This window comes from Promicromonospora soli (assembly GCF_014653785.1).
Lineage (GTDB): Bacteria > Actinomycetota > Actinomycetes > Actinomycetales > Cellulomonadaceae > Promicromonospora > Promicromonospora soli.
The window spans coordinates 473,175-499,456 of record NZ_BNAS01000002.1; the positions used below are offsets into that span (position 1 = coordinate 473,175).

Sequence of the window (26,282 nt, forward strand, 5' to 3'; positions counted from 1 at the left end):
CCAGCAACCCTGTGAGATGGGCCTTCGGGTTTCCTCCCGGCGGGGGTTCGGGTGGAGACTGGGATGGTGACCCCGCCCCCCCTGTCCGTCAGCACCCCTGGAAGCACTCCCGGAAGCGCCCAGGGCGACGCAGTGCCGATCCGCCTCGGCACGCGTGCGAGCGCCCTGGCCACGACCCAGAGCGGTCTGGTGGCCAGGCGCCTCGAGGAGCTGACCGGCCGTCCGGTCGAGCTGGTGCACATCAGGACCGAGGGTGACGTGAGCACCGGGAGCCTCGCGAGCCTCGGCGGTACCGGCGTCTTCGTGACGGCCCTGCGCGAAGCGCTGCTGGACGGCCGCTGCGACGTCGCCGTCCACTCCCTCAAGGATCTCCCGACCACCCCCGCGCCGGACCTCACCTTCGTGACGCCCGAGCGCGAGGACCCGCGCGACGCCCTGTGCGCGCGCGACGGGCTCACGCTCACGACGCTCCCGAGGGGCGGGCGCGTGGGCACTGGCTCGCCGCGCCGGGCCGCCCAGATCCGCGCCGCCCGGCCGGACCTCGACGTCGTCGACATCCGCGGCAACGTCGGCACCCGCCTCGACCGGGCGATCGGCCCCGACGCCGACCTCGACGCCGTAGTCCTCGCGTACGCGGGTCTGGCGCGCCTGGGCCGCACCGAGGTGATCAGCGAGGTGCTCGACGTCGACGTGGTGGCCCCCGCGCCGGGGCAGGGCGCGCTGGCCGTGGAGGTCCGTACCGCCGACATCGTGTCCGACCCTTTGACGGGCACAGGCAAGCGCGGCGGAGCGGCGCCCCGCGTACCCGATCTCGCCGAGGCGATCCACCTGCTCGACCACCGTCCGACCCGCCTCGCTGTCCTCGCCGAGCGTTCGGTGCTGGCGCGGCTGGAGGCCGGCTGCGCGGCCCCGGTCGGTGCTCACGCCAGGGTGTCGGGCACCGTCCTCGAGCTGCGGGCCCTCGTGGCCGCAGTCGACGGTTCGGAGCAGATGTCGCGCAGCGGGGAGGCGCTGCTCTCCCAGGACGTCGCGCCCGAGGCCCTCGACGACGCCGCTCGCAGGCTGGGCACCTCCGTCGCCGAGAACCTGCTGGCCGACGGCGCAGAGCGGCTCGCACCGCTGAGCACGACCGTCCCGGAGAAGGCGTGACCGAGCCGGTCCCTCCCACGGCCGAACCGCCCGGTCCGGCCGGGCAGCCCGCCGTCCTGGTCGCGCGCGCCCCGGAGCGAGCCTCCGGGCTGCTCGCGCTGCTGCGCGAGCGAGGGCTCGACCCGGTGGCGGCCCCCGTGATCGAGCGGGCGCCGGTCGAGGACCCGGCAGAGCTGGACGCCGCCCGCGAGCGCCTTGCCGACGGCGTGTACGCCTGGGTGGTGATCACGAGCGTCAACGCGGTGTACGCCCTGCTCGGCGCCCGCATCGGCGCCTCGCGCACCGACACCCCGCCCAGCGACGTCGGACGCACCACCTGGTGGGCCGCCGTCGGGCCCGCGACGCAGCGCGCGCTCGCCCGGTACGACGTCGCCGCGGACCTCGTTCCGGAGACCGCTAGCGCCGCCGGGCTCGCCGACGCCTTCCCCCGCGCCTCCGCCGGCGCCCCGCGAGTCCTGCTCCCGCTCGGGGACCTCGCGTCCGACACGCTGCGTACCGGCCTCGAGGCCAAGGGCTGGACGGTCGACACCGTCACCGCCTATCGGACGGTCGCCCGCGAGCTCCCGCAGGAGCTCCGGCGGCGGTACGACCTCGTCGTGGTCAGCTCGGGCTCTGCGGCCCGCCAGGTCGCGGCCCAGCTGGGCCCGCAGCGGGTGGTGGCGATCGGGGAGCCGTCGGCCGGCGCAGCGGGCGACGTCGGGCACACGGTGCTCGCGATCGCCGAAAGCCCCACGGACGAGGCCCTGGCCGACGCCGTGGCGCACGCACTCATCCGAACCTGATGCACCCGTCGGGCGTTCGGGTCACCGTGATGACCCGGGTGCCTGACGACTCCGTGAGCCAAACAGAAAGAGGGACAACCGTGAGCACCACCGGGATCGTGTACCGGCCGCGTCGTCTGCGTGCCACTCCGGGCATGCGCCGCCTCGTCGCCGAGACCCGACTGCACCCCGCCGACCTGGTGCTGCCGCTCTTCGTCAAGGAGGGTCTGAGCGAGCCCGCGCCGCTGGCGAGCATGCCAGGGCAGGTGCAGCACACCGAGGACTCCCTGCTGGACGCCGTGCGGGCCGCGCGGGACGCGGGGCTGGGCGGCGTCATGCTGTTCGGCATCCCCGCGATCAAGGACGCGAGCGGCTCCCAGGGCGACGCCGTGGACGGGATCCTGCAGCGGGCGCTGCGGGCCTCGCGCAAGGTGCTGGACGAGGGGCTCGCTCCGGGCGCCCCCACCCCGGTCCTCATGGCCGACACCTGCCTCGACGAGTTCACCGACCACGGCCACTGCGGGGTCCTGACCGGCGACGGCGCGGTGGACAACGACGCGACCCTCGCCCGGTACGCCTCCATGGCGGTGGCGCAGGCGAGGGCAGGCGCGGACGTGATCTCGCCGTCGGGCATGATGGACGGCCAGGTGGCGATGATCCGCGACGCGCTGGACGACGCGGGCTTCATCGACACGAGCATCCTGGCCTACAGCGCCAAGTACGCGAGCGCGTTCTACGGCCCGTTCCGGGAGGCCGTGGACTCGGAGCTCAAGGGCGACCGCAAGACCTACCAGATGGACTTCGCGAACGCCCGCGAGGGTCTGCGCGAAGCCGACCTGGACCTCGCCGAGGGGGCCGACATGGTGATCGTGAAGCCGGCCGGGTCCTACCTGGACGTCCTGCGCGCCGTCGCCGACCGGAGCGACGTGCCCGTTGCGGCGTACCAGGTGTCGGGCGAGTACGCGATGATCGAGGCGGCCGGCGCGAACGGCTGGATCGACCGCGACCGGGCCGTCCTGGAGTCGGTGACGAGCATCAAGCGGGCGGGCGCGGACGTGATCCTCACGTACTGGGCGCTCGAGCTCGCCGAGTGGATCAAGTGAGGGCGGATCAAGTGATCGAACCGATGAACGAGCCCGGGACCACCCTGGGGCAGGAACCGGCTGCCGAGGCCCACGGCCTGCGCCGCGTCCCGGAGCCGAACCACGCGGCGTTCCTGCGTGCGCAGGGCGCGATCCCGGGCGGCGTGAACTCGCCGGTCCGCGCGTACCGCAGCGTGGGCGGCGACCCGCGGTTCCTCGCCTCGGCCCGCGGCCCGTACGTCACGGACGTGGCGGGGCGCGAGTACGTGGACCTGGTCTGCTCGTGGGGTCCGGCGCTGCTGGGGCACGCGCACCCCGAGGTCGTCGCGGCGGTGCAGGAGGCCGCCGCGCTCGGCCTGTCGTTCGGCGCCCCGACGGTCGGGGAGGTCGACCTCGCGGAGGAGGTCCGCCGCCGCGTACCGGCTGCCGAGCGCGTCCGCCTCGTGTCCACGGGCACGGAGGCCACGATGACGGCGATCCGCCTCGCCCGAGGGTTTACGGGCCGGCCGCTGATCATCAAGTTCGCCGGCTGCTACCACGGGCACGTGGACGGGCTGCTGGCCGAGGCCGGGTCGGGAGTCGCGACGCTCGCGCTGCCTGGTTCGGCGGGCGTGACCGAGGCAGCGGCGGCCGAGACCCTGGTGCTGCCCTACAACGACCTCGCTGCCGTCGAGGCCGCGTTCTCGCAGCGCGGTTCCGAGATCGCCGCGGTCATCACCGAGGCGTCGCCCGCGAACATGGGCGTGGTGCCGCCCGCCGAGGGGTTCAACGAGGGCCTCCGGCGGATCACGTCGGCGCACGGCGCACTGTTCGTCATGGACGAGGTGCTCACCGGCTTCCGCGTGGGCCCGGCGGGCTGGTGGGGGCTGGAGAACGACGCCATCCGGGCCGCCGGGGGCGAGGGCTACACCCCCGACCTGTTCACGTTCGGCAAGGTCATCGGCGGCGGGATGCCCGTGGCGGCGCTCGGCGGTGCGGCGGAGATCATGAACTATCTGGCGCCCCTGGGGCCCGTGTACCAGGCGGGCACGCTGTCCGGTAACCCCGTTGCGGTCGCCTCGGGTCTCGCGACCCTGCGGCTGGCCGACGCCGCCGTGTACGCCCGGGTGGACGAGGTGGCCGCCGCGCTGTCGGACGCCGTCGGCGAGGCTTTGACCGCCGAGGGTGTGGAGCACCGCGTGCAGCGCGCCGGATCGCTGTTCTCGGTGTTCTTCGGGCCGCTCGCCGCGGCGTCCGGGGTGCGCGACTACGCGCAGGCCCAAGCGCAGGAGACCTTCCGGTACACGGCGCTGTTCCACGCGATGCTCGAGGCCGGGGTCAACCTGCCGCCGTCGGTCTTCGAGGCCTGGTTCGTGTCCGCGGCGCACGACGACGCCGCGGTGAGCCGGATCCTCGACGCACTCCCGGGCGCGGCAAAGGCGGCGGCTGCCGCCACCCCGAGGTAGCGCCTCCCGCTGGTCGAGCTTGTCGAGACCCCGGTCTCGACGGGCTCGACCACCGAGCCGCAGCCCATTGACCGCTGCCTGCCCTTCTGCCACGCTCTGCGCGCCGCGCGCACGGTGCGCGCGGTTCGAGATGAGGGAAAGAACATGGTCTTCTTCGGCTGGGGTAGCAAGAGCAAGACGGCGCCGCTGGACGCGGGGCGAGCCCTGGTGCTGCGGTACTCGTACTTCCACCTGTTCTGGTTGCTGCGGTTCTCGTGGGGCCTGAAGTACAGCCTCGCGACCGCCACCGAGGCAGGGTGGGCGACACGGCCGCTCTCGGACGACGAGGCCATGCAGCTCGACGCGCCCAACCGCCTGACGCTGAACCTGTGGTGGCGGTTCAGCCTCCTGCTGTTCGCGGCGCTGGCCGTTGTCGCCATCGTCATCGGCAACCTGACGCGCTGACCGGGCCAGGCGGCCCGGTCGGACCACTTTCCGGTGTATCCGATCCGCGGGGTGCGGCGGCCAGCCGTCCACGTACGGCGCGCCGTACGTGGACGGCAGCCGCCACCTGCACACTTGACTCACTACCCCCGTGGGGTATCTCATGGACGCATGACTGAGACGACGGAGACCACCGAGGCGGCAGTGGTCGCCGTCCCAGGCGGTCAGCATGAGCACGACGACGCGGCTGGAGAGCACGACGGGCCGCACGGCTACGCGTCCGACAAGACCGGGTACCTCAAGCGCATGCGCCGCATCGAGGGCCAGGTGCGCGGCATCGCGCGGATGATCGACGAGGACGTGTACTGCATCGACGTGCTCACCCAGGTCAGCGCCGTGACCAAGGCGCTGCAGGCCGTGAGCTTGGCGCTCGTGGAGGACCACCTGGGGCACTGCGTGGTGGACGCGGCGAAGGCGTCCGACGACGCGGGTGCCGCTAAGGTCCGTGAGGCGTCCGAGGCGATCGCCCGCCTCGTCCGCATGTGACCAGACGGCATGTCAACATCAGTCCGCATGCGACCATCGATCCGCGTGTGAACGCTAACCAGCCCGCAAACCGAGGAGACGACATGACCACCGTGACCAAGCTGGCCGTGACGGGCATGACCTGTGGGCACTGCGTGTCCGCCGTGACCAACGAGCTCCGGAGCGTCCCGGACGTCCAGGACGTGAGTGTCGAGCTGCGCGTCGGCGACGCCTCGCTGGTGCGCGTGATCTCCAAGCTGCCGCTCGCCGAGGCACCCCTGCGCGACGCCGTGGACGAGGCCGGCTACGAAGTGACCGACGTCGACGTCCTCGAGAACGCCGTCGCCGCCGAGTCCGCCGCGCAGGCCCCCGGGCGCCAGGCGCACCGCATGCTGCCGGTCATCTCGTCCTGACGCTGCCCAGAACAACCCTGCCCAGAACCGTGACCGCCGTTGAGCTGAAGCACCCGGTCGGCGAGGTCGAGCTCACCGTGTCGGGGATGACCTGCGCATCGTGCGTGGCCCGGGTCGAACGCAAGCTCAACCGGCTCGACGGCGTCACGGCGACCGTGAACCTGCCCCTGGAGTCGGCGCACGTGGTGCTCTCGGCGGAGGTCACCGACCAGGACCTGGTCGGCGCCGTCGAGTCCGCCGGGTACGGGGCGCGCGTGACGCGGCGTCGGGCGACGAACGGGGCCGGGGAGCCCCGGGCCGACGGCGAGGGCGGCGGGGCGCATGAGCCCGGCGCTGAGTACCGCGGCGAGGACCTGCTCCGCCGGCTGCGGATCTCGGCAGCGCTGACCGTCCCGGTGCTCGTGCTGTCGATGGTCCCGGCACTGTCGTTCCCCGGCAGCGAATGGGTGGTCGCAGCGCTCGCGCTGCCCGTCGTGGCGTGGGGCGCCTGGCCGTTCCACACCGCCGCCGCGCGGGCGGCCCGCCACGCGAGCTCCACGATGGACACGCTGGTGTCGATCGGCGTGATCGCGGCGACCCTGTGGTCGCTCTGGGTCCTGGTCGCCGACACGCTCCGGCCCGCGGAGGCCGACATGGGCCCCGGCCTGTACTTCGAGGTCGGCGCCGTGGTCACCACGTTCCTCCTGGCCGGCCGGTACGCCGAGCACCGGTCCCGGCGCCGCGCGGGCGACGCCCTGCGCGCGCTCCTCAGCCTGGGCGCCAAGGACGCCGAGCGCGTAGCCCTGGGCCCGGACGGCGCGCCCCTGCGGCTGCCGGACGGCGGCTGGCGGACGGCCGCCGTTCCCGTCGCCGCCCTGCGGGTCGGCGACGTGTTCGCGGTGCGTCCCGGTGGGACGGTCGCCACGGACGGGACCGTGGTGGAGGGCAGCTCCGCCCTCGACACCTCCCTGGTCACCGGCGAGCCGGTGCCCGTGGACGTCACATCGGGCGACGACGTCGTGGGCGGCACGGTGAGCACGTCCGGCCACCTGCTGGTGCGCGCCACCCGCGTGGGCGAGGACACGATGCTGGCCCGGATCGGGCGGCTCGTGGCCCAGGCGCAGACGGGCAAGGCCCCCGTGGCGCGGCTCGCGGACCGCATCTCCGCGGTGTTCGTGCCCGTGGTGCTGGCGCTGGCCGTGCTCACGCTGGCGGGCTGGCTGGCCCTGACCGGCGACGCCGAGGCGGCGTTCACCGCCGCCGTCGCCGTCCTGATCATCGCGTGCCCCTGCGCGCTCGGCCTGGCCACGCCCACGGCGATCCTGGTCGGCACCGGCCGCGGTGCCCAGCTCGGCGTGCTGATCCGCGGGCCGGAGATCCTGGAGAGCACGCGCCGCGTGGACACCGTGGTGCTCGACAAGACCGGCACGGTCACCGAGGGTCGCATGCGGGTGGTCGACGTGTGGGGCGCCCCCGAGGTGCTGCGGTACGCGGCCGCCGTCGAGTCGCTCAGCGAGCATCCGATCGCGCAGGCGATCGCCGCGGCAGGACAGGCCGCGCCCGACCAGGACACGGAACCGCCCCTCGAGGTCACGGGCTTCACCGCGCACGCCGGCGGTGGCGTCGAGGGCCTGGTCCGGAGCGCGCACGCCGGCCTGGCCCCGGGCGGCGCGCTGAACACCCGCCGCGTGCTGGTGGGCCGCCCTGACTGGCTCGCCCAGCAGGGGGTGACGGTCCCGGACGAGGTGCGCTCCGCCGTCGGGCAGCAGGAGCAGGCCGGGGCAACCGCTGTGGCCGTGGCGTGGAACGGCACGGCGGGCGGGGTGATCGCGCTGCGCGACCCGGCCAAGCCGACGTCGGCGCGGGCCGTGGCGGAGCTCCGGGAGCTGGGCCTGCGGCCCTACCTGCTGACGGGTGACTCCGCGGGTGCCGCCCGCGTGGCCGCCCGCGCCGTGGGCATCCCCGACGCGGACGTGATCGCCCGCGTGCTGCCCGCCGACAAGGCCGCGGTTGTGGCCCGGCTCCAGGCCGAGGGCCGCACGGTGGCGATGGTGGGCGACGGCGTGAACGACGCCGCCGCGCTCGCCACTGCCGACCTCGGCCTCGCGATGGGCACCGGAACCGACGTCGCCATCGAGGCGAGCGACATCACCCTGGTCCGCGGCGACCTGCGTGCCGCCGCGAGCGCCGTACGCCTGTCCCGGAAGACTCTGCGGATCATCAAGCAGAACCTGTTCTGGGCGTTCGCGTACAACGTCGCGGCGATCCCGCTGGCGGCGGCCGGCCTGCTCAGCCCGATGATCGCGGGCGGCGCGATGGCGGCGAGCTCGGTCCTGGTGGTCACGAACTCCCTCCGCCTGCGCCGCGCCCAGTGACCACCGCTCTTTGTTGTGGGCGCGATCGTTGCGCCTAAAACGGGCGCGTAGTCGCAACGATCACGCCCACAACCAAGGAGCGGGTCAGCGGAAGCGGCGGCCCTCGTCGTTCCGGTAGGACAGCACCGCCAGCACGACGAACAACAGGGTCCAACCGGCCAGGACCGGGAGCGCCAGGGGGTAGGCCTCGACGCCCGTTACGGCCTGGACCAGCAGGTCGCGGCCGGCGCGGGTGGGCGTGGCCTGCGAGATCGCGTCGAGCCAGTCCGGGAACAGCTGGGGCGGCAGGAACAGCCCGCCTGCGAAGGCCAACGGGAACAGGATGATCTGCACCACGGGCAGCGCCGCCTTGGCCGACAGTGAGTACCCGACAGCCATGCCGAGCAGCACGAACGGCACGGACACCGCCAGGATGGTCCCGATCCCGGCGAGCAGCTGCCCCGGGGTCACGGTGGCCGCCGTGAACAGCCAGCCGATGATGATCAGCGGCACCAGGCCGAACAGCGAGAAGATCCCGCCGTTCAGCACGCGCGCCACCATCTGCGGGCCGGGCCCGGCGGGCAGCGACCGCAGGAACGGGTAGAACGGCAGCTGCCGGTCCTCGGCCACGCCCAGCCCGTAGGTGAAGAGGCTGGCCGAGCACACGGCGAACAGCCCGAGGGCGGCGACGGCGGTCGTCGCGAACAGGGGGTTGCCCGCGACCGCCGTCTGCGGCACGACGAAGAAGAACATGGACAGCGACGGGAACAGCACGTTCCCGAGCACCGCTATGGGGATCCGGACCGTCTCCAGGAACTGGTACTTGAGGTGCAGCCATGCCAGCGCCCAGAACGGCTGGGTGCCCGACGTCGCCCCACCCCACGAAGCGTCCTCGCTTCGCTGCGGGTCTTCGCGGGGGTTCGAGCTGGTCGTTGCGCTCATCGCAGTGTTCCTTCCGTAGCCTCGTGCCCGACGAGCTGCCCGAACGCCTCCTCCAGGGATGCCCCGCGGATCTCCAGGTCGCGGAACTCGGTGCCGGAGGTGACCAGGTCGCGCACGAAGGCGTCCGAGTCGGCGACGAGGTGCTCCTGCCGCACCCCCGCGGCGTCGGTCAGCTGCACCCGGCGCGCGCCCACCCGGCTGAGGATGGTGCCGAGGGAGTCGTCCGCGAGCACGGCCCCGTGGTCGATCACGACCACGCGCTCGGCGAGCGCCTGCACCTCCTCCAGGTAGTGCGAGGTGAGCAGGACCGTGCCCCCGCCGGCGTGATACTCGCGGATGGCGTCCCAGAGCGCGGTGCGGCCGGACACGTCGAGCCCGGTGGTGGGCTCGTCGAGCAGCACCACGCCCGGCCGGCCCACCAGCGACATCGCGACGGCGAGCCGTCGCTTCTGCCCGCCGGACAGCGAACCGGTCTGGCGCTTGCCCAGGTCGGTGAGCCCGAACTGCTCCAGCAGCTCGGCCGTCGGCACGGGGTCGGGATAGTGGCCGCCCACGAAGTCGACCACCTCACGCACCCGCAGGGTTGCGGGTAGGCCCGTCTCCTGCGGGGTCAGACCGAGCACCGTGCGCGCCCGGGCATCCCGGGGGTCACGGCCGTGCAGGCGCACCACGCCGGCGTCGGGCCGTCGCTGGCCGCTGACCAGCGAGAGCAGCGTGGACTTGCCGGCCCCGTTGGGGCCGAGCAGGCCCACCAGCTCGCCGTGCCCCACCTCCAGCGAGACATCGTCGAGGGCGACGACGTCGCCGAAGCGCCGGGTCACCCCCCTGACCTCTACCGCACTCATCCCTGTGCTCCCTTCAGAAGGTCCATCAGTGCCGCCTGGTAGTCCGCGAACGCGGCGCGGCCGGTGTCGGTGAGAGCCAGGTAGGTCGCAGGCATCCTGCCCTCGTGTGTCTTGGTGACCCGTACGTACCCGGCGTCCTCCAGCTTGCGCAGGTGGGTCGACAGGTTTCCGGCGGTCATGTCGAGCAGCTTCCGCAGCTTGGGGAAGGCCACCTCGTCGCCGCGGCCCAGGGCCGCGAGCGAGGCCACGACGCGCAGGCGGGCGGGGGCGTGGATCACGGGGTCGAGACCGTCAGGCACCCCGCCCACCGCCCTCCGTCCTCTGCGCGGGCCCGGGTGATCGACGCCGGGTGCGGATAACCTGCTCCACCGCGACCATGGCCAGGAAGCCGCCACCGCCGGCGACGGCCATCACCAGGTACGTGTTCGGCATCCCCACCAACGCGGCGAGCACCGCCGTGACCAGCATCCACGCCCCGATGGCGAACATGCGGACCTCCTCGAAGAGCAGACCGCCCGCGATGTACATGAGGCCGACGATCAGGCACGCGAAGCCGTTCGCGGCGATCGCCTGGACCTCGGTCGACGCGCCCGCGTCGCCCATGGCGCCCAGCATGACGGCGTAGGCCGTGAACGCGAGGAACCAGGTCCACCCGTACATCGCGCCGACCCGGGCGCTCGCGCCACGCAGGCCCGCGGTCTTGGTCACGCTGTGCACCACGGTGAACGCCACGGCGCCGACGATGCAGCCGGCGAGCACCCAGCCGGCCCAGACCTCCGGGGATCCCGTGTCGCGGGCCGTGATCCACATGGCCAGGTACCCGATCAGCCAGGCGAGGCCCCACGCGCCGAACAGCAGGCGGCCGTCGGGTTCGGTGGCGTCCCGGGCCGCCTCCTGCTGCTGCTGGATCATGCGCAGGGTCTCGGCGGGATCGAGGCCCGCGGGGTCGCCGGGTTGCGCCGGATCCGCTCCGCTGCCCGACGTCGGTTCGCTTGTCATGGTGCACCTCACCTCTCAAACTGGTTTGCACTGCAAACCAGTCTCCACTGCGGCATGGCTGGAGCGCAAGAGGTTTCCGCGCGCCACTGCCCTCAGGCAGAAGCAAGGAGAGCGAGGTCCTCCGTGGGCGCCAACGCTCGAGCGCGCAGGATGTGCGAGGCGGCGGCCAGCAGGCGTGCGTTCGCATCGTGCGGCTGGACGACCACGCCGAGCTTCTCGGCGAACCAGTCCGACACCGCAGCCCACGAGTAGAGAGATGCATTGCCGGCGCCGACGGCGGCCGGGAATCCACCTGGCCCACGACGCCCAGCCGCAAGGAGCCTGACTGACTCGTGAGTTCGTCCCGAGCGTTCGGCGATCTGGCCGAGCGTAAGCAGGTCCTCCTCCTCGATCGCCACCGGGCGCAAGCCGGCACGGACCGTGTCGTGAACGGCCGACACGATCGCATCCAGCAGTCGGGGCGCTTCCCTGGTCACGGCGATATACCCATGACCGTTCTCGGAACCCGGGGAGCAGTCGTCGAGGCCCGCCTCGAACAGCCTGTCGTAGTCGTCGTCCGACAGGTCACGGTCGAGGACCATCGTGAACTCGTACACCGGCATGTCAGCCCTCCTCGTCGTGCAGGTGCTTCGCCACGAACCTGAGCAGGCTTCGCGCGTGGTTGTCAGCGTTCCGGGGTGTCGACCAGATCGCCTCGGTCGCATCGCACGTGGCACATTTCAGCGCGCCCCAGCGGTGTCCCTTGTGTATCGGCACCACCTCAACGTTGTGCGGCAGCTCTCCAATCACCGCGTTTATCGCGTTCCTGGGATGGCGGCCTGCGCTGACCACCCCTATGAGCCTAACCTGGCCGTTGGAGATTTCCAACAGGTTCCGCTCAAGCAGGGTATTGAAGACGGGGCCATGCTTGCGGACATACAGGTGTCTCCTAGAGGTAGGCGTCATGCAGGGATAAACAGATGTCAGAACGATGGATCCGCCGTCGAACATCATCACCGTGCCATCGCTGGATGGCATCTGTGGGAGCGTTTTGTTGCTCATGAGCAATAGGTCGGTGACCGCGGCGGCACACCACGCGGGCTGTCCCGTTGTGCTCGCAACCCCCGGATTAAGCCTGGAGACCGCCGGCCCCCGCGCGATAGGTTCCCCCGCGTGACCGACGACGAGATGACGAAGAAGACCGACGCCGCGACGAACGAGCCGGGGGTGTCGAAGAAGCCCGAGCCCGCCGACGACCTCGTCACCACGCGCCACACCCTGCACACGCCGGAGGGCGACCTCTCCTACTCCGCGACGACCGGCCGGATCGTGCTGCGCGAGGAGGCCCACAAGGAGGAGAAGTACGACGGCCGCAAGCCCAAGGCCGAGGTCTCGATCACGTACTACACGCTCGACGAGGCCGACGTGACGCGCCGCCCGGTGACCTTCGCGTTCAACGGTGGACCCGGCTCGTCGTCGGTGTGGCTGCACCTGGGCCTGCTCGGCCCGCGCCGGGTCGACTCGGGCGACGTCGGCAACCTGACCGCGCCCCCGTACGGGCTGCTCGACAACCCGGAGACCCTGCTGCGCGTCTCCGACCTCGTGTTCATCGACCCCGTCTCGACGGGGTTCTCGCGCGCCACCGAGGGCGAGCAGGCCAAGCCGTTCCACGGCTTCACGGGCGACCTCGAGTCCGTCGGCGAGATCATCCGCCTGTGGACGAGCCGCCACGACCGGTGGATGAGCCCCAAGTTCCTCATCGGCGAGTCCTACGGCGGCACTCGTGGGGCAGCCCTCGCCGAGTACCTCCAGCAGCGTTTCGGCATGTTCCTCAACGGCGTCATGCTGGTTGCTCCGGCGCTCAACCTGGAGGCCCTGTTCGACGGCGAGCACTCCAACCTGCCGCACCCGCTGTTCCTGCCGCTCTACGCCGCGACGGCGCAGTATCACGGCCTCCTCGGCGAGCGGACGCTGGACGACGTCGTGGCCGAGGCCCGCGACTGGTCCGAGACCTACAGCTCCGTCCTGGCGCGGGGAGCGCGTGTCCCCGACGACGAGCGCGCCGCCGCCGTCACCAAGATCGCGTCCCTGACCGGGCTCAGCGAGGACTACGTCGACCGCGCGAACCTGCGCCTGGAGCACACCCGCGTCTACGCGGAGCTGCTGCGCGCGCGCCGCCTCGTCACCGGCCGCCTCGACACCCGGTTCACCGGCGCGGCGGACCACTACATCCACGAGCAGATGCCGTACGACCCGTTCCTGACGGCGACCTCCGGCCCGTACACCGCCGCGCTGCACCACTACCTGCGCGGCGAGCTCGAGTACGAGCACGACGCGATCTACGAGGTGCTGTCCCGTCAGGTGCACCCGTGGTCGTACAAGGAGTTCGAGGGCAAGGCGGTCGACGTCGCCGACAAGCTCGCGACGGCGATGATCCTCAACCCCCACCTCCAGGTGCACATCGCCATGGGGCGGTACGACGGCGGCGTCCCGGTCGAGGCCATCGAGTACAGCCTCGACCAGATGGCGATCCCGGCGTCCTACCGCGACCGCATCGAGACCCGGGTCTACCCGGCGGGCCACATGATGTACATCCACCCTGAGTCGCGGGTGGCGCAGGCGGCGGACCTGGCGGACTTCGTCCGGCGCGCGTCCAACCGCGCCTGAGGCCAGAGTGCAGCGCAGGGTGAGGGCCGAGCGAGGCACTCGCCCGGAGCGGAACGTCGGTCTCAGGCGCCAACGGCATCGCCCTGAGGTCCCGCACGGCTCACGCTCAGCGGCGGCTGCTATAACGGGCGAGTGCTCTCCAATCGTCGCGTCGCCGCCGAGGTGTGGATAGTGCTCGGGCTCAGCCTGGGCCAGTCCGCGGTGTACGCGCTCGTCAACATCGCGGCCCGGCTCACGGCGGGCCCGCCGCTCGCCGAGCAGACCGCCACGCTCAACCCGAGCCAGTCCGAGCGCCCGTATCTGGACCTCGTCTACCAGCTGCTGAGCATCGGGTTCGCGCTCGTGCCGGTGGCGCTGGCGCTGTTCCTGCTCAGCGGGCAGGGCCGCAGCGCCGTCCGCAGCCTCGGCCTGGACCGGACCCGCCCTGGCCGCGACCTCGGGTGGGGCGTCGCGCTCGCCGCCGCGATCGGCATTCCCGGTCTCGCGTTCTACGCCCTCGGGCGGGCGCTGGGCATCACCGTCGAGGTGCAGGCCAGCGCCCTGGAGGCGTACTGGTGGACGGTCCCGGTGCTGCTGCTCAGCGCGTTGCAGAACGGCCTGCTGGAGGAGGTCGTCGCCGTCGGCTACCTGTACGAGCGCACGCGGGACCTCGGCTGGAGCCGGGTGAAGTTCATCGTCGCCAGCTCGCTCCTGCGCGGTTCGTACCACCTGTACCAGGGCATCGGGCCGTTCCTCGGGAACGTGGTGATGGGCGTGGTCTTCTCGTGGTTCTACACCTCGCGCAGGTTCCAGCCCGAGGGCCGGCACCGCCTGATCCCGCTGATCGTCGCGCACACGCTCCTCGACGTGGTGGCGTTCGTGGGCTACGCGCTCGTGCCCGCCGAGTGGCGCGAGGCCCTCGGCATCCGGTGAGGGAGCGCGGGCGCGCGCCTGGGAGATCCCCGACCTGACCGGGGCATCCCGGGCGTCACCCGTGGCCTTCCGGTCAAGGAAGAGCCAACCGTCCTAGACTCCCGAGTATGTCCAACTCGCGCACCGGCCGGGCTGACGCCGGTGCCGACGTCTCCGACGTGGCGCAGACAGTGCCCGAAGAGACCGGCCTCGTCCACGTCGTCGACACCCCGGAGCAGCGCGTGCGGCACCCCCGCGCGCTGGTCTGGATGATCGCGTGCGCAGTCGGCATCGCGGGCGTCATGTTCCTGTCGGTCGTCGCGCACGGCACCACGGCGGGGGTCACGGAGGACGTCCGGAGCTTCAACGACCTGCTGGCCGCGATCCTGTTCGTGCCGGTGGCGGTGCTGCAGGGTTTCGTCAGCCTGCTCGCACCGGTCGCCGTGACGATCGAGCTCGGCGTCCGGCGCCTGGGCCGGCAGATCGTCGAGTCCATCGTCGCGGCCGCCCTCGGGCTGCTGATCGGCGTGCTCACCACGATCCTGGTGCGCTACCTGGGCTCCGACGAGCTCGTGCGCGGCATGTCGGTGTGGGAGCGCGGCCCCGGGTACGTGCTGACCATCCCGGAGTACGCCGTGGCCCTGACCGCGATGCTCACGGTCGCCGGGCCCGCGACCCGGCGTCGGACCGTCCGCATCTCGTGGAACCTGATGTTCACCGCCTTGCTGATCGTGCTGATCACGGGCCAGGTGTCGCTGCCCGGTGTCCTTGTCGCGCTGCTGCTGGGCCGCCTCGCGGGCTCGACCGTGCAGTACGTGTCGGGCATCCGCAGCGAGCGCGCCTACGGACCCGACCTGGTCGAGGCAGTGCGGCGCGCCGGGTTCGCACCGATCTCGCTGGCCCGCGTGCACGCCCTGTCCGACCAGGGCGACGGCCATGCGTCCGTGTCCGGCCAGGCCGCCGACGCCGCGCCCGACGACGACGCGCCCGACCACGGCGCGCCCGACGACCCGGCGGCGCGTGCCCTGGGGCGCGCCGGCGCCAACCGCGTGTACGCCCTGTACTGCGACGACAACGTGCGCCGAGACGTCATGGTGCTCGACGGCGACCGCCAGGTGGTCGGCCTCATCACGCGCCTGTGGCGGGCCTTGCGCCTGCGCGGCATCGAGGGACGGGCCGCGATCTCGCTCAAGGCCGTCGCCGAACGCACGGCCCTGCTCTCCTACGCCGCGTCCGCCGCCGGCGTCCGTACGCCCCGGCTCCTGGGGATCGGCGAGTTCGGCGACTCGATAGCGCTCGTCCTGGAGCACGCGTCCCAGGCCGTCTCGCTCCGTGACCTGCCCGACGACGAGGTGCACGACGACGTGCTCGCCGAGGCCTGGGACCAGCTCGCCCGTGCACACGCCGTGGGCCTCACGCACCGCGCGCTCACGCAGGACGTCCTGCTCACGCACCGCGACCCCGATGGCAGGCCGCACGTCTGGATCACGGGCTGGGAGCAGGGCGACATCGCCTCGTCGCCGCTGTCGCGGCGCCTCGACCTGGTGCAGATGCTCGTGCTCATCGGGCTGCGGGTCGGCCCGCGCCGCGCCGTCGCCTCCGCGGTACGCGCCCTGCCCGGCGCCGACATCGCCGCGATCGGTCCTCTGATCCAGACGATCGCACTGCCCCGGACCACCCGCGAGGAGGTGCGCCGGGTGAAGGGACTCGTCGGGGAGCTGCGAGAGGCCCTGGTGGAGCGCCTGCCCGAGGCCAGCGTGCAGCCGCAGCGCATCTCCCGGTTCAGCGCGCGCACGGTCCTCACCACGACGCTGATGATCATCGTCGTCGCCGTGGTCGTCACCACCATCAACTTCGAGGAGATCGCCCAGGCGGTGCGTGAGGCCAACCCGTGGTGGATCGCACTGGCTTTCGCGCTGGTCATCCTCACCTGGCTGGGCGCCGGCCTGACCCTCGTCGCGTTCTCCCCGACCCGCGTGCCGATCAGCCGGGCCACGCTCACGGCCGCCGCCGGCTCGTTCGTGGCGCTGGCGGCCCCCGCGGGGATCGGTCCGGCGGCACTCAACCTGCGGCTGCTGACCCAGCGCGGGGTCTCGATGTCGATGGCCGTCGCCACCGTGGCCCTGGTGCAGGTGTCCCAGTTCGTCGTCACCGTGCTGCTGCTCGTGGGGCTCGCGATCTTCACCGGGTCAGGTGCGCTCGTCGAGCTGCCGTCGCCCGCGGTGCTGATCACGCTGGCGGGTGTCGCGCTCGCCGTCGTCGCGACGCTGCTGGTGCCGCCGGTGCGCCGGTGGGGGCTGGGATTCATCGGGCCGAGGCTGCGCCAGGTGTGGCCACGCCTGGCCCAGATGCTGAGCCACCCGGGCCGCTTGGCGCTCGGTGTGGCCGGGAACCTCATCATGACGCTCGGCTACATCATCGCGCTGTGGTGCTGCCTCGTGGCCTTCGGGGAGTCGCTCTCGCTGGTCGACATCGCCCTCGTCAACCTGGTCGGCAACGCCCTCGGCGCCCTCATCCCGACGCCGGGCGGCCTGGGCGGCGTCGAGGGCGCCCTGACGGCCGGCCTGTCGGCTGGGGGTGTGCCGGCCACCATCGCGTTCTCCGCGACGATCCTGTACCGCCTGTGCACCTACTGGGGCCGCGTCCCGATCGGCTGGGTGGCGATGCGGTACCTGGAGCGCAAGGGCGACCTCTGAGCCGCGTCCAGCTGCGAACATGCGAAGGCCCGGCCCCTTGGGGGGACCGGGCCTTCGCGTCGCTGTAAAGATCAGCGGCGAAGCGTCACTTCGCGACGGCCTTCTTCAGCAGCGAGCCGGCGCTGATCTTGACACCGAAGTTCGCCGGAATCGAGATCTCCTCGCCGGTGCGCGGGTTGCGGCCCGTGCGGGCGGCACGCTCGACGCGCTCGGCCGAGAGGAAGCCCGTCACCTTGACGGCCTCGCCCTTGGCGAGCGACTCGATCAGCACCTCCTGGAAGGCGTTGAGCGCGGCCTCGGCCTCGGTCTTGTTGATCTCAGCCTTGCTGGCGATGGCCGAGACGAGCTCGGACTTGTTGAGCGACATGCGGTTCCCTTCTTCGGTCACGTCGTGCGGCGGTACCCGCCCGACGACGAGGCCCCATACTGCCAGCAGATCGGCAGGAATTCGCGGAGAACGGGCACTTGACCGGCGAGTCGTGGATAACTTTCTGCTCTCAGAGCACGCGTACCTGTGTACGACCCTGTGGACGACGACGGTGAACCGCCTCCCGGGGCAGTGTCACCCCGCATTATTCGATGACTTCCGCAACCCATAGCGGTCTACCGTTCCAGTAGTGCTGCGCTAATGAGAGGAAATCGTGGAGAAACCGCCGTCCGAGGTCCCAGCCACCGTCGAGGGCGCTGTGAACACCGCCGACGAGGCCGCGGAATCCGTCGCACCCACCCCTGAAAACGCACCGCACTCGCGCCGCAACCTCGTCGTGCTGGTGTTCAGCAACCTCCTGGCCGGGGTCGGCGTCGCATCCGGTGCCGCCGTCGGCGCGCTGCTCGCCGAGAGCCTGGGTGGCACGTCCATGGCCGGTCTCGCGCAGGCCGTCGGCGTGCTCGCCGCCGCGGTCGCCTCGATCCCGCTGGCGACACTCGCGCAGCTCCGCGGACGCCGCTGGGCCCTGTCGCTGGGCTACGCGCTGTCCACGGTCGGCGCGCTGCTCATCGTGACGGCGGCCGTGCTGGGCCAGCTCGTCGTGCTGCTGGTCGGCCTCACGCTCTACGGCGTCGCGAACGCGACCAACCTGCAGTCCCGGTACGCAGCCGCCGACAACGCCGGTTCGGGCACGCGTGCCCGGACCATGTCGATAGTCCTGTGGTCCACGACCGTCGGCTCGGTCGTGGGACCCAACCTCGCGGCGCCGGGCGCGGTCGTAGGCAGCGGGTTCGGCGTGCCCGACCTCGGCGGCCCCTACCTGTTCTCGGTCGTCGCGTACCTCCTGGCCGGGCTCCTGCTCGCCGCCCTGTACCGGGATCCGGCCGGCGCCGTGGTGGGCCGGGTGACCGGCGGTGGGGCCGCCGGGCACGGGCGGACGACGAGCCGCGCCGTCGGGCAAGGCCGCGGGCACGACGACGGGGCGCTGCGTGCCGAACCGCGGACCGGCGCCCTCGCCGCGCTGCGGTGGGCGTCGGCGCACCCGCGGGCGCGGTTCGCCGTGGTGACCACCGCCGTGGCGCACAGCGTGATGATCATGGTGATGGTGATGACGCCCGTGCACATGCAGCACGGCGGGATGTCGCTGCAGCTCGTCGGCATCGTGATCAGCCTGCACGTGCTCGGGATGTTCGCTCTCAGTCCCGTGTTCGGGTGGCTGGCCGACCGCTTCGGCCCGCTGCGCGTCGCCGTCGGCGGCATGGTGCTGCAGGGTGCGGCGGTCACCCTCGGGTTCACTGCCGCGGCCCTGACCCCAGCCGCCGGAGTGCATGCCGGGCACGGTGCCACCGGCCCGGCCATCAACACGGAGGTGCTCACGGCGGTAGCGCTCGTGCTGCTCGGGCTGGGCTGGTCGGCGTGCGTGATCGCGTCGTCGGCGGTGCTGGCGTCCGTGGCGGAGCCGCACGTCAAGCTGCCGCTGCAGGGCGCGACCGACGCGCTGATGAACTACTTCGGCGCGGGCTCCGCCGCGCTCGCCGGGCCGCTGCTCGCCTGGGGCGGGTTCCAGGCGGTGAACACGGCCGGCGCGATCCTGCTGGTGCCTGCCGTCGTGACCGTGATCCTGGCCGCCCGGGCGCCGAAGCCCTGACCCGTCACGGCTTCGGCTTGTCTTCCGGGTTGTCGTTGGGCTTCTCGGCGTCCGGGTCCTCGGGGTCGGGCTCGTTGGCCTGGCGCAGCTTGTCGTTCTCGAGGATCTTGCGGCGCATCATCACCACGACGCCGAGCACGACGAGCACCGACGCGAGAATCCCGCCGGTCACCGCGAGCCCGCTGAGACCCGCGCCGTCTCCGGCACCGGCCAGCTCGGTCGGCATGCTCGGCTGGTCGGTCGCGTCGGCGGGCTGCGCCGCGTCCGGCTGGGCCGTGTCGGTCGGCTCGGCCTCACCCTCCACCACGTAGGTGAGCTCGCCTTCGATCGGGTGACCGTCGGAGGAGACGACGTGCCACGCGACGTCGTACTTGCCCGGGGGCAGGTCGGGGGCGAGCTGGGCGGTCACCACCTCGTCGGTGACCTGGATGTCGTGGCCCTGCGCCGTGGTGCCGTCGGGGCCGACCAGGGTGACCTCGATGCCCGTGTCGAGCGGCGGCGCGCTGAAGGTGAGCGAGATGCTCGTCGGCTGCTCGTCGAGCGTGGCGCCGTCCTCCGGGTCGGACGACAGGAGCTGGTCGTGAGCGCTCGCCGGGCCGGCCACCAGCAAGAGGGCGGCGAACGTCAGGACCGCCGCAAACACAGTGATCACTCGGACGACGAGACGACGGTTCACGGGCCGAGCAACGGAGACAGCAGGCATAACGGCACCCTACCCGTCCGTGTTGTGGGCGTGATCGTTGCAACCTTCTGTCCGTTGTAGGCGCAACGATCGCGCCCACAACGGTCAGGACAACGGGACCTTTTTCAGTTCTGCCAGCCAGGCCGCGGCCGTCGCGTCCGAGGGCATTCGCCAGTCGCCGCGCGGCGACATCGTGCCGCCCGGCGACACCTTCGGGCCGTTCGGCAGGGCCGACCGCTTGAACTGCGAGGCGAAGAACCGCCGCACGAACACATCGAGCCAGTGCCGGATCGTCGCCAGGTCGTAGGCGGTGCGCAGCGCGGCGGGAAAGCCGGGAGGCCAGTCGCCGGCGTCCACCGCACGCCAGGCGTGCCAGGCAAGGAACGCGATCTTGGACGGCCGGTAGCCGCGCCGCAGCACGTGGAACAGGGTGAAGTCCTGCAGGGAGTACGGGCCCACCATCGCCTCCGTGGACTGCGGCGTCTCGCCCTCCTCGTGAGGGATCAGCTCGGGCGTGATCTCCTGCTCGACGATCTCGGTCAGGACGGCGTTGACGGGGCTGCTCGCCTCCGCCGCGAACTGCCCGCTGTCGACGGTCCAGCGGATGAGGTGCTGGATCAACGTCTTCGGCACGCCCGCGTTCACCGCGTAGTGCGACATCTGGTCGCCCACGCCGTAGGTGCACCAGCCGAGCGCCAGCTCCGAGAGGTCGCCCGTGCCGAGCACTATCCCGCCGCGGTGGTTCGCGAGCCGGAACAGATAGTCCGTGCGCAGCCCGGCCTGGACGTTCTCGAAGGTGACGTCGTACTGCTTGGCTCCGTCGGAGAACGGGTGGTCCAGGTCGCGCAGCATCTGCTCGGCGGCAGGCCGGATGTCGAGCTCCTGGAACGTCACGCCCAGGGACTCGGCGAGCCGGATGGCGCGGTCCTTCGTCTCCTTGCCCGTCGCGAAGCCCGGCATCGTGAACGCGTGGATGTCGGTGCGCGGCCGGCCCAGCCGGTCCATCGCCTTGGCCGCGACGATCAGCGCGTGCGTCGAGTCCAGACCACCGCTGACGCCGATCACCACCTTCGGCTGCCCGATGGCGCGCAGGCGCTGCTCGAGCCCGGTGACCTGGATGTTGTACGCCTCGTAGCAGTCCAGGGCGAGGCGCTCGGCGTCGTCCGGCACGAAGGGGAATCGGTCCACCTTGCGGCGCAGACCGATGTCGCCCTGCGGCGGGTGCACGCTGAACGTGATCTCCCGGAACCCTCCGTTGGTCGAGCCTGTCGAGGCCCCCGCCGCTCCCATCCCCAGCCCGCGCCGGTTGTCGTCGAAGGTGCCCTGCCGCAGGCGCTCCTGGCGCAGCCTGTCCAGGTCGACGTCGACCACCGTGGCGCGCGCGCCGTCGGGGAACCGCTCGGTCTCGCCGAGCAGGTCGCCGGCCTCGTAGACCATGGTCTGGCCGTCCCAGGACAGGTCCGTGCTGGACTCGCCCTGGCCGGCCGCCGTGTAGACGTACGCGGCGTTGCAGCGGTAGCTCCCGCTGCGGACGATCAGACGGCGATCCTCGGCGCGCGCCACGGTGATGGGGCTCGCCGACAGGTTCAGCAGCACCGTCGCACCCGCGAGAGCCGCCAGCGCACTCGGCGGTACGGGCACCCACATGTCCTCGCAGACCTCGACGTGGACGTCGAGCCCCGGCACGTCGTCGGCCCGGAAGATGAGGTCCGAGCCGATCGGCACCTCCTCACCGAGCAGGGTGAAGGTCCCGCGGTGCTCGTCGCCGGACGCGAACTGCCGCTTCTCGTAGAACTCGCGGTAGTTCGGCAGGTAGGACTTGGGCGCGACGCCGAGAATCCGCCCGCGGTGCACGACGACGGCGACGTTCAGCAGGCGGCTGCCGACCAGCAGCGGCGCGCCGACGACGAGCATCGTGGTGAGGTCGCGGCTCGCATCCCGGATGACCCCGAGCGCCTCGAGCACGGCCTCCAGGAGGGTGTCCTGCATGAGCAGGTCGTCGATCGCGTAGCCGCTCAGGCACAGCTCGGGGAACACCGCGACGGCCACCCCGTCGTCGTGGAGCTGCCTCGCCTGGTCCAGGACCGCTGCGGCGTTGGCCGCGGGGTCTGCGACGGCGACGGGGATGGTGCAGGCCGCGACCCGGGCGAACCCGTGGGCGTAGGCGGAGTAGAAGTCCACGAGGTCGAGTCTATGGATCTGCGCGCTGGGCTCGCCGTGGTGAGAGTTCGGCCTGTCCGCAGGAGGTCCCGTGCGTAGGCTGATCGGCATGACGCCGGAGCCCTCGCTCTACGACTCACTGGGTGGCATGCCCGCCCTCCGCCGACTCAGCGACGCGTTCTACGAACGGGTTCTGGCCGACGAGCTGCTCGCGCCCGTGTTCGCGAACTTCAGCCCGCGCCACGTCGAGCATGTCGCTGTGTGGCTGGCCGAGGTGTTCAGCGGACCGGCGGAGTTCACGACGTCGCTCGGCGGCCACCAGTCGCTGTTGCACAGCCATCTCGGTCTCGGGATCCGCGACGAGCACCGGCAGCGCTGGCTCGAGCTGATGTCGGCGGCCGTAGATGACACCTTCCCGGACTCACCGGACCTGCACGCCCCGCTCATGTCCTACTTCGATTGGGGCACGGCCATCGCGCAGCAGGTCTCCCAGGACCCGGTCGGCACCGACCTCGGCGACCCAGGCCCGACGCCGCGCTGGGGCCGCGAGGGCTTGCAGACCTGAGGCTGGAGGCGACGTTCTGGCAGAGGTCCGCCCTCGCGACCATCGGCCGCTCGACCGTCTCGTTACCTGGGGCAATGATGTACCCATGACAACCCGCTCCAGCATCGCCATCACCCATGCCTACGTGGTCCCGGTCGCCGCCGAGCCCATCGAGGACGGGACGGTCCTCATCCAGGACGGCGTGATCACCGCCGTCGGGCAGGGCGTCGCGATTCCCGAGGGCACCGAGACCATCGACGCCCGGGGCAAGTGGCTCCTGCCGGGATTCGTCGAGGCGCACGGGCACCTGGGCGTCCACGAGGAGGGCGAGGGGTGGGCCGGCCAGGACACCAACGAGATGACCGACCCCGACGGCTCCGCGCTGCGCGCGCTCGACGCCATCAACGTGGACGACGAGGGGTTCCGCGACGCGCTGGCCGGCGGCGTGACGACGGCGGTCATCAAGCCGGGTTCGGGCAACCCGATCGGCGGCCAGACCGTCGCGATCAAGACCTGGGGCGGCCGCACGGTCGACGAGCAGATCGTCAGCGACAGCGTGTCGGTGAAGTCGGCCCTCGGCGAGAACCCGAAGCGCATCTACGGGGACAAGAAGCAGCTCCCGTCGACGCGCTTGGGTGTCACCAACGTGATCCGCAAGGCCTTCGTCGATGCCCAGAACTACGTAGCGAAGCGCGACGCCGCGGCGGCCGAGGGCAAGCCGTTCGAGCGCGACCTCGGCAAGGAGACCCTGGCCCGCGTCCTGGCCGGCGAGCTCGCCTGGGACCAGCACACGCACCGCGCGGACGACATCGCGACGGCGATCCGCCTGTCGGAGGAGTTCGGCTACCGGCTCGTCATCAATCACGGCACCGACGGCCACAAGGTCGCCGACGTCCTCGCAGAGAAGGACATCCCCGTCATCTACGGCCCGATGTTCACCTCGCGCTCGAAGGTCGAGCTCCGCGACCGTTCGATCGTCAACCTGGTCAAGATGGCCGACGCCGGCGTGCGCGTCGCCATCACCACCGACCACCCCGTCATCCCGATCAACTTCCTGGTGCACCAGGCGACGTTCGCCCTCCGCGACGGGCTGCCCTGGACCACCGCTCTGGCGGCGATCACCTCCAGCCCGGCGTCGATCCTCGGCCTCGACACCCGGGTGGGCACCATCAGGGAGGGGCTCGACGGCGACGTCGTGCTCTGGTCGGGCGACCCCCTCGACACCACCGCCCGCGCCGAGCGCGTCTTCATCACCGGCACCGAGGTCTACGCCTGGGACCCGGCCGCCGACGGCGGTCGCGGCGCCGGCCGCGTGGTCGAGCGCTCGGCGCGCTTCGCCTGAGGCCCGCCGAAGTAGAACCAGGGCGAAGTAGAACCAGGGCGAAGCGGCACTCCGGTACGACACGCGCCGGCACCGCGGTCCGACGCGGCGGGCCCGGGCGCGGCGTAGCGTGCGAGCATGCTGGGCACCACTCGTCCGAACAGCGCCGCACCCGCGGACCCTCCCCCCGCCGGGCCGTTCGACCGCATCCGGCCGCGCGCGTTCGTCGCTATCGCCGTGGCGGTCGCCTCCAACGTGGGTTCGCTCGGCGCCGCACGAGGCCAGTCGTGGACAACGGAGCCCGGCCTGGCCGGAGCGCTCCTGCTGCTGGTCGCGCCCGCGGCGCTGCTGTTCCTCCTGCCACGCCGCCCCGCGCTCGCGACGGCCCTGTCCGTCGTCGCGACCATCACGTTCCTGCTGCTCGGGTACCCGTGGGGCCCGGTCTTCCTCGGGCCGGTCGCCGTGCTGGTCGGCGTCATGCTCAGCGGTGACGCGCGCCGGGCCCGGCTGATCGCGTGGTCGGGCGCCGGCCTGCTCGCCGGGGGAGTCGCAGCGTCCGCCGTGCTGCTCGCCCCGCGCATCGAGCGGTCCCTGGTTGACCAGCCCGTGAACCCGCACGGCAACTGGGGACGCGGTCCTGGTTCCTACGGGCCCGCCTGGGGCGGTTGGGACGGCTCGTGGTTCCTGACGCCGGGCGCGCTCATCGCTGGGGCCGCGTGGCTCACCGTCGTGCTGCTGATCGCGAGCGCCGCCCGGGACCGGATCACACGCCGGGTGGCTGCCCGGGCCGCTGCCCGGGAGACGGCCGCCGAGCGCGAGCGCACCGCCGTCGCCTCCGAGCGCCTGCGGATCGCGCGCGAGCTGCACGACGTCCTCGCCCACTCACTATCCGCCATCAACGTCCAGGCCGGAGTGGGCCTGCACCTGCTCGAGAGGAACCCCGGACAGGCGCGCGAGGCCCTGTCCAACATCCGCGACACCAGCAAGGAAGCGCTCGCCGAGGTCCGTACGGTGCTGGGGATAGTCCGCGAGGGCACGTCCCCGCCGGCGCCCGGCCCGCTGCCCGACGCCGGAGTCGCCATCGGGGCCCCCGTCGGCCCCGGCAGCGAAGGGGGGAGGCCGACGGGGTGGGGCGACGCCGCGCCGCTCGCCCCGACCTGGGACCTCACCGGGCTGCGCCAGCTGGCCGACCAAGCCCGCGCGGAGGGGCTCGACGTCGCCGTCGACCTCGCACCGGACGTCCGGGACCTGCCCGACCACGTCGCCGGCGTCGTGCACCGCGTGGTCCAGGAGTCACTGACCAACGTGCGCCGGCACGCGCCCTCGGCCCGCCGGGTCACCCTGCGGGTGACCAGGGGCGACGGCGTCGAGGTGGTGGTGGCCGACGACGGCGTGGTCTCCGGCGGGCCGATCGAGCCCGGCTACGGGCTGCTCGGGATGCGCGAGCGGGTCGAGGGCGCCGGCGGCACGCTCACCGCCGGGCCCCGCGGGGACGGGACCGGCTGGGAGGTCCGGGCCAGGCTCCCGGCACCGCTGGTGGAGCCGGTCGAGACCCGGTCACAGGTTTCGACGGGCTCAACCGGCGCGCCCGCCACGCCGTCAGAAACACCGGAGACCGGAGAGACCGCATGATCGACGTCCTGCTCGCCGACGACCAGGCCCTGGTGCGCGGCGGGTTCCGCGCCCTGATCGACTCCGAGGACGACATGCGCGTCGTCGCCCAGGCCGCGACCGGCGACGACGCCGTGGCGCTCACCCTCGAGCACGTGCCCCAGGTGGTACTCATGGACATCCGCATGCCCGGCCTGGACGGGCTCGAGGCGACGCGGCGGATCATCGCCGAGCCCCGGGCGGCGGGTGTGCACGTCGTGGTCGTGACGACGTTCGAGCTGGACGAGTACGTCACGGAGGCGATCCGGGCCGGGGCCTCGGGGTTCCTGGTCAAGGACACCGAGCCGGCGGAGCTGGTGCGGGCCGTGCGGGTGGCGGCGTCGGGCAACGCGCTGCTCTCGCCCTCGGTGACGCGACGGTTGCTGGCCAAGGTCGCCGAGGCGACCCGCACCGTTCGGCCGGTGCCCGCGCTCGCCGACCTGACGCCGCGCGAACGCGAGGTGCTCGTCGAGGTGGCGGGCGGGCTCGCGAACGACGAGATCGCCTCCAAGCTCTACCTCTCGGAGTCGACGGTGAAGACGCACGTCTCCCGGGTGCTGATGAAGACCGGCTCACGCGACCGCGCGCAGCTCGTGGTGCTCGCGTACGAGGCAGGCCTGGTGCGCCCCGGGTGGGCCGGAGGTGCAGCGCAGGGTGGGGGCTGAGGAACGAGGCACCCGCCCGGAGCGGGGCCGCAGGC

25 protein-coding genes are annotated in these 26,282 nt (G+C 72.2%); 16 read left to right on the top strand and 9 right to left on the bottom strand.

Going from position 1 to position 26,282, the window contains the following annotated elements:
* Positions 1-63 precede the first annotated feature (63 nt).
* From hemC to IE250_RS07960, 8 genes are all read left to right on the top strand, one after another.
* Entirely contained in the window at positions 64-1,149 is a 1,086-nt protein-coding gene (hemC, locus tag IE250_RS07925; RefSeq protein WP_373301624.1) for a hydroxymethylbilane synthase, read from the top strand.
* Positions 1,146-1,931 carry a uroporphyrinogen-III synthase gene (locus tag IE250_RS07930; protein ID WP_189668724.1) on the top strand — a complete coding sequence of 262 codons (786 nt, stop codon included), beginning with the start codon at positions 1,146-1,148 and terminating at the stop codon, positions 1,929-1,931. Before hemC ends, IE250_RS07930 begins: the two co-directional genes overlap by 4 nt.
* Before the next feature lie 134 nt (positions 1,932-2,065).
* Positions 2,066-3,013, top strand: coding sequence for a porphobilinogen synthase (hemB, locus tag IE250_RS07935; RefSeq protein WP_229872314.1), 948 nt, complete (start codon positions 2,066-2,068; stop codon positions 3,011-3,013).
* Positions 3,014-3,024: 11 nt separating this feature from the next.
* Positions 3,025-4,437, top strand: a complete 1,413-nt coding sequence (gene hemL / locus IE250_RS07940) for a glutamate-1-semialdehyde 2,1-aminomutase (RefSeq protein ID WP_373301625.1) — start codon at positions 3,025-3,027, stop codon at positions 4,435-4,437.
* 144 nt (positions 4,438-4,581) lie between these two features.
* Positions 4,582-4,881, top strand: coding sequence for a hypothetical protein (locus tag IE250_RS07945; RefSeq protein ID WP_189668726.1), 300 nt, complete (start codon positions 4,582-4,584; stop codon positions 4,879-4,881).
* A 150-nt stretch (positions 4,882-5,031) separates the two neighbouring features.
* On the top strand, positions 5,032-5,406 hold the full coding sequence (locus tag IE250_RS24825; protein ID WP_189668727.1) for a metal-sensitive transcriptional regulator: 375 nt from the start codon (positions 5,032-5,034) through the stop codon (positions 5,404-5,406).
* An 83-nt stretch (positions 5,407-5,489) separates the two neighbouring features.
* Entirely contained in the window at positions 5,490-5,798 is a 309-nt protein-coding gene (locus IE250_RS07955) for a heavy-metal-associated domain-containing protein (RefSeq protein ID WP_189668728.1), read from the top strand.
* Between the two features lie 29 nt (positions 5,799-5,827).
* Complete coding sequence (locus IE250_RS07960; RefSeq protein WP_268247793.1) at positions 5,828-8,152, top strand: heavy metal translocating P-type ATPase; 2,325 nt, start codon at positions 5,828-5,830, stop codon at positions 8,150-8,152.
* 84 nt (positions 8,153-8,236) lie between these two features.
* On the opposite strand, the gene IE250_RS07965 is transcribed toward IE250_RS07960, so the two are convergent.
* The 6 genes from IE250_RS07965 to IE250_RS07990 all read right to left on the bottom strand — a co-directional run bounded on the left by IE250_RS07965 (position 8,237) and on the right by IE250_RS07990 (position 11,958).
* Positions 8,237-9,073, bottom strand: a complete 837-nt coding sequence (locus IE250_RS07965; protein ID WP_189668729.1) for an ABC transporter permease — start codon at positions 9,071-9,073, stop codon at positions 8,237-8,239.
* Positions 9,070-9,918 carry an ABC transporter ATP-binding protein gene (locus IE250_RS07970; protein ID WP_189668730.1) on the bottom strand — a complete coding sequence of 283 codons (849 nt, stop codon included), beginning with the start codon at positions 9,916-9,918 and terminating at the stop codon, positions 9,070-9,072. The genes IE250_RS07965 and IE250_RS07970 overlap by 4 nt, the downstream gene beginning before the upstream one ends.
* Complete coding sequence (locus IE250_RS07975) at positions 9,915-10,217, bottom strand: transcriptional regulator (RefSeq protein ID WP_189668731.1); 303 nt, start codon at positions 10,215-10,217, stop codon at positions 9,915-9,917. Before IE250_RS07975 ends, IE250_RS07970 begins: the two co-directional genes overlap by 4 nt.
* Positions 10,210-10,917, bottom strand: a complete 708-nt coding sequence (locus tag IE250_RS07980) for a hypothetical protein (protein WP_189668732.1) — start codon at positions 10,915-10,917, stop codon at positions 10,210-10,212. Before IE250_RS07980 ends, IE250_RS07975 begins: the two co-directional genes overlap by 8 nt.
* Before the next feature lie 92 nt (positions 10,918-11,009).
* On the bottom strand, positions 11,010-11,519 hold the full coding sequence (locus IE250_RS07985) for a hypothetical protein (protein ID WP_189668733.1): 510 nt from the start codon (positions 11,517-11,519) through the stop codon (positions 11,010-11,012).
* 1 nt (position 11,520) lies between these two features.
* Positions 11,521-11,958: a hypothetical protein gene (locus IE250_RS07990; protein WP_189668734.1), complete on the bottom strand. Its 438-nt coding sequence runs from the start codon at positions 11,956-11,958 to the stop codon at positions 11,521-11,523.
* A gap of 111 nt (positions 11,959-12,069) precedes the next feature.
* On the opposite strand from IE250_RS07990, the gene IE250_RS07995 reads away from it, so the two are divergent.
* The 3 genes from IE250_RS07995 to IE250_RS08005 all read left to right on the top strand — a co-directional run bounded on the left by IE250_RS07995 (position 12,070) and on the right by IE250_RS08005 (position 17,150).
* On the top strand, positions 12,070-13,563 hold the full coding sequence (locus IE250_RS07995; protein WP_229872256.1) for a S10 family peptidase: 1,494 nt from the start codon (positions 12,070-12,072) through the stop codon (positions 13,561-13,563).
* A 132-nt stretch (positions 13,564-13,695) separates the two neighbouring features.
* Entirely contained in the window at positions 13,696-14,475 is a 780-nt protein-coding gene (locus tag IE250_RS08000) for a CPBP family intramembrane glutamic endopeptidase (protein ID WP_229872257.1), read from the top strand.
* Between the two features lie 107 nt (positions 14,476-14,582).
* Positions 14,583-17,150, top strand: a complete 2,568-nt coding sequence (locus IE250_RS08005) for a lysylphosphatidylglycerol synthase transmembrane domain-containing protein (protein ID WP_229872258.1) — start codon at positions 14,583-14,585, stop codon at positions 17,148-17,150.
* 85 nt (positions 17,151-17,235) lie between these two features.
* Here the strand turns inward: IE250_RS08005 and IE250_RS08010 are convergent, their stop codons facing one another.
* Positions 17,236-17,517, bottom strand: coding sequence for an HU family DNA-binding protein (locus IE250_RS08010; protein ID WP_020015632.1), 282 nt, complete (start codon positions 17,515-17,517; stop codon positions 17,236-17,238).
* Positions 17,518-17,791: 274 nt separating this feature from the next.
* On the opposite strand from IE250_RS08010, the gene IE250_RS08015 reads away from it, so the two are divergent.
* Positions 17,792-19,225: an MFS transporter gene (locus IE250_RS08015; protein ID WP_229872259.1), complete on the top strand. Its 1,434-nt coding sequence runs from the start codon at positions 17,792-17,794 to the stop codon at positions 19,223-19,225.
* A gap of 4 nt (positions 19,226-19,229) precedes the next feature.
* Here the strand turns inward: IE250_RS08015 and IE250_RS08020 are convergent, their stop codons facing one another.
* Together IE250_RS08020 and IE250_RS08025 are read right to left on the bottom strand one after the other, a co-directional pair.
* The gene (locus IE250_RS08020) at positions 19,230-19,877 is read right to left on the bottom strand and encodes a copper resistance CopC family protein (protein ID WP_189668735.1); all 648 of its coding nucleotides are present in this window, start codon (positions 19,875-19,877) and stop codon (positions 19,230-19,232) included.
* A 135-nt stretch (positions 19,878-20,012) separates the two neighbouring features.
* Positions 20,013-22,088 (bottom strand): NAD(+) synthase, encoded by a 2,076-nt coding sequence (locus IE250_RS08025; protein ID WP_189668736.1) that lies wholly within the window; start codon positions 22,086-22,088, stop codon positions 20,013-20,015.
* Positions 22,089-22,158: 70 nt separating this feature from the next.
* Here IE250_RS08025 and IE250_RS08030 point away from each other — a divergent pair, with 70 nt between their 5' ends.
* From IE250_RS08030 to IE250_RS08045, 4 genes are all read left to right on the top strand, one after another.
* Complete coding sequence (locus IE250_RS08030) at positions 22,159-22,632, top strand: group II truncated hemoglobin (protein ID WP_229872260.1); 474 nt, start codon at positions 22,159-22,161, stop codon at positions 22,630-22,632.
* Between the two features lie 85 nt (positions 22,633-22,717).
* Positions 22,718-23,953, top strand: coding sequence for an amidohydrolase (locus tag IE250_RS08035; protein WP_189668737.1), 1,236 nt, complete (start codon positions 22,718-22,720; stop codon positions 23,951-23,953).
* A gap of 117 nt (positions 23,954-24,070) precedes the next feature.
* Positions 24,071-25,564, top strand: a complete 1,494-nt coding sequence (locus tag IE250_RS08040; RefSeq protein WP_189668738.1) for a sensor histidine kinase — start codon at positions 24,071-24,073, stop codon at positions 25,562-25,564.
* Positions 25,561-26,247 (top strand): response regulator, encoded by a 687-nt coding sequence (locus IE250_RS08045; protein ID WP_189668739.1) that lies wholly within the window; start codon positions 25,561-25,563, stop codon positions 26,245-26,247. Before IE250_RS08040 ends, IE250_RS08045 begins: the two co-directional genes overlap by 4 nt.
* Positions 26,248-26,282: the final 35 nt, after the last annotated feature.

What these genes read in the sequence shown, in the direction of transcription:
- hemC (WP_373301624.1), top strand. Translation starts at nt 64, where the DNA reads ATGGTGACCCCGCCCCCCCTGTCCGTCAGCACCCCTGGAAGCACTCCC.
- hemB (WP_229872314.1), top strand. Translation starts at nt 2,066, where the DNA reads ATGCGCCGCCTCGTCGCCGAGACCCGACTGCACCCCGCCGACCTGGTG.
- IE250_RS07945 (WP_189668726.1), top strand. Translation starts at nt 4,582, where the DNA reads ATGGTCTTCTTCGGCTGGGGTAGCAAGAGCAAGACGGCGCCGCTGGAC.
- IE250_RS24825 (WP_189668727.1), top strand. Translation starts at nt 5,032, where the DNA reads ATGACTGAGACGACGGAGACCACCGAGGCGGCAGTGGTCGCCGTCCCA.
- IE250_RS07955 (WP_189668728.1), top strand. Translation starts at nt 5,490, where the DNA reads ATGACCACCGTGACCAAGCTGGCCGTGACGGGCATGACCTGTGGGCAC.
- IE250_RS07965 (WP_189668729.1), bottom strand. Translation starts at nt 9,073, where the DNA reads ATGAGCGCAACGACCAGCTCGAACCCCCGCGAAGACCCGCAGCGAAGC.
- IE250_RS07970 (WP_189668730.1), bottom strand. Translation starts at nt 9,918, where the DNA reads ATGAGTGCGGTAGAGGTCAGGGGGGTGACCCGGCGCTTCGGCGACGTC.
- IE250_RS07980 (WP_189668732.1), bottom strand. Translation starts at nt 10,917, where the DNA reads ATGACAAGCGAACCGACGTCGGGCAGCGGAGCGGATCCGGCGCAACCC.
- IE250_RS07985 (WP_189668733.1), bottom strand. Translation starts at nt 11,519, where the DNA reads ATGCCGGTGTACGAGTTCACGATGGTCCTCGACCGTGACCTGTCGGAC.
- IE250_RS07990 (WP_189668734.1), bottom strand. Translation starts at nt 11,958, where the DNA reads ATGAGCAACAAAACGCTCCCACAGATGCCATCCAGCGATGGCACGGTG.
- IE250_RS08005 (WP_229872258.1), top strand. Translation starts at nt 14,583, where the DNA reads ATGTCCAACTCGCGCACCGGCCGGGCTGACGCCGGTGCCGACGTCTCC.
- IE250_RS08010 (WP_020015632.1), bottom strand. Translation starts at nt 17,517, where the DNA reads ATGTCGCTCAACAAGTCCGAGCTCGTCTCGGCCATCGCCAGCAAGGCT.
- IE250_RS08035 (WP_189668737.1), top strand. Translation starts at nt 22,718, where the DNA reads ATGACAACCCGCTCCAGCATCGCCATCACCCATGCCTACGTGGTCCCG.
- IE250_RS08040 (WP_189668738.1), top strand. Translation starts at nt 24,071, where the DNA reads ATGCTGGGCACCACTCGTCCGAACAGCGCCGCACCCGCGGACCCTCCC.
- IE250_RS08045 (WP_189668739.1), top strand. Translation starts at nt 25,561, where the DNA reads ATGATCGACGTCCTGCTCGCCGACGACCAGGCCCTGGTGCGCGGCGGG.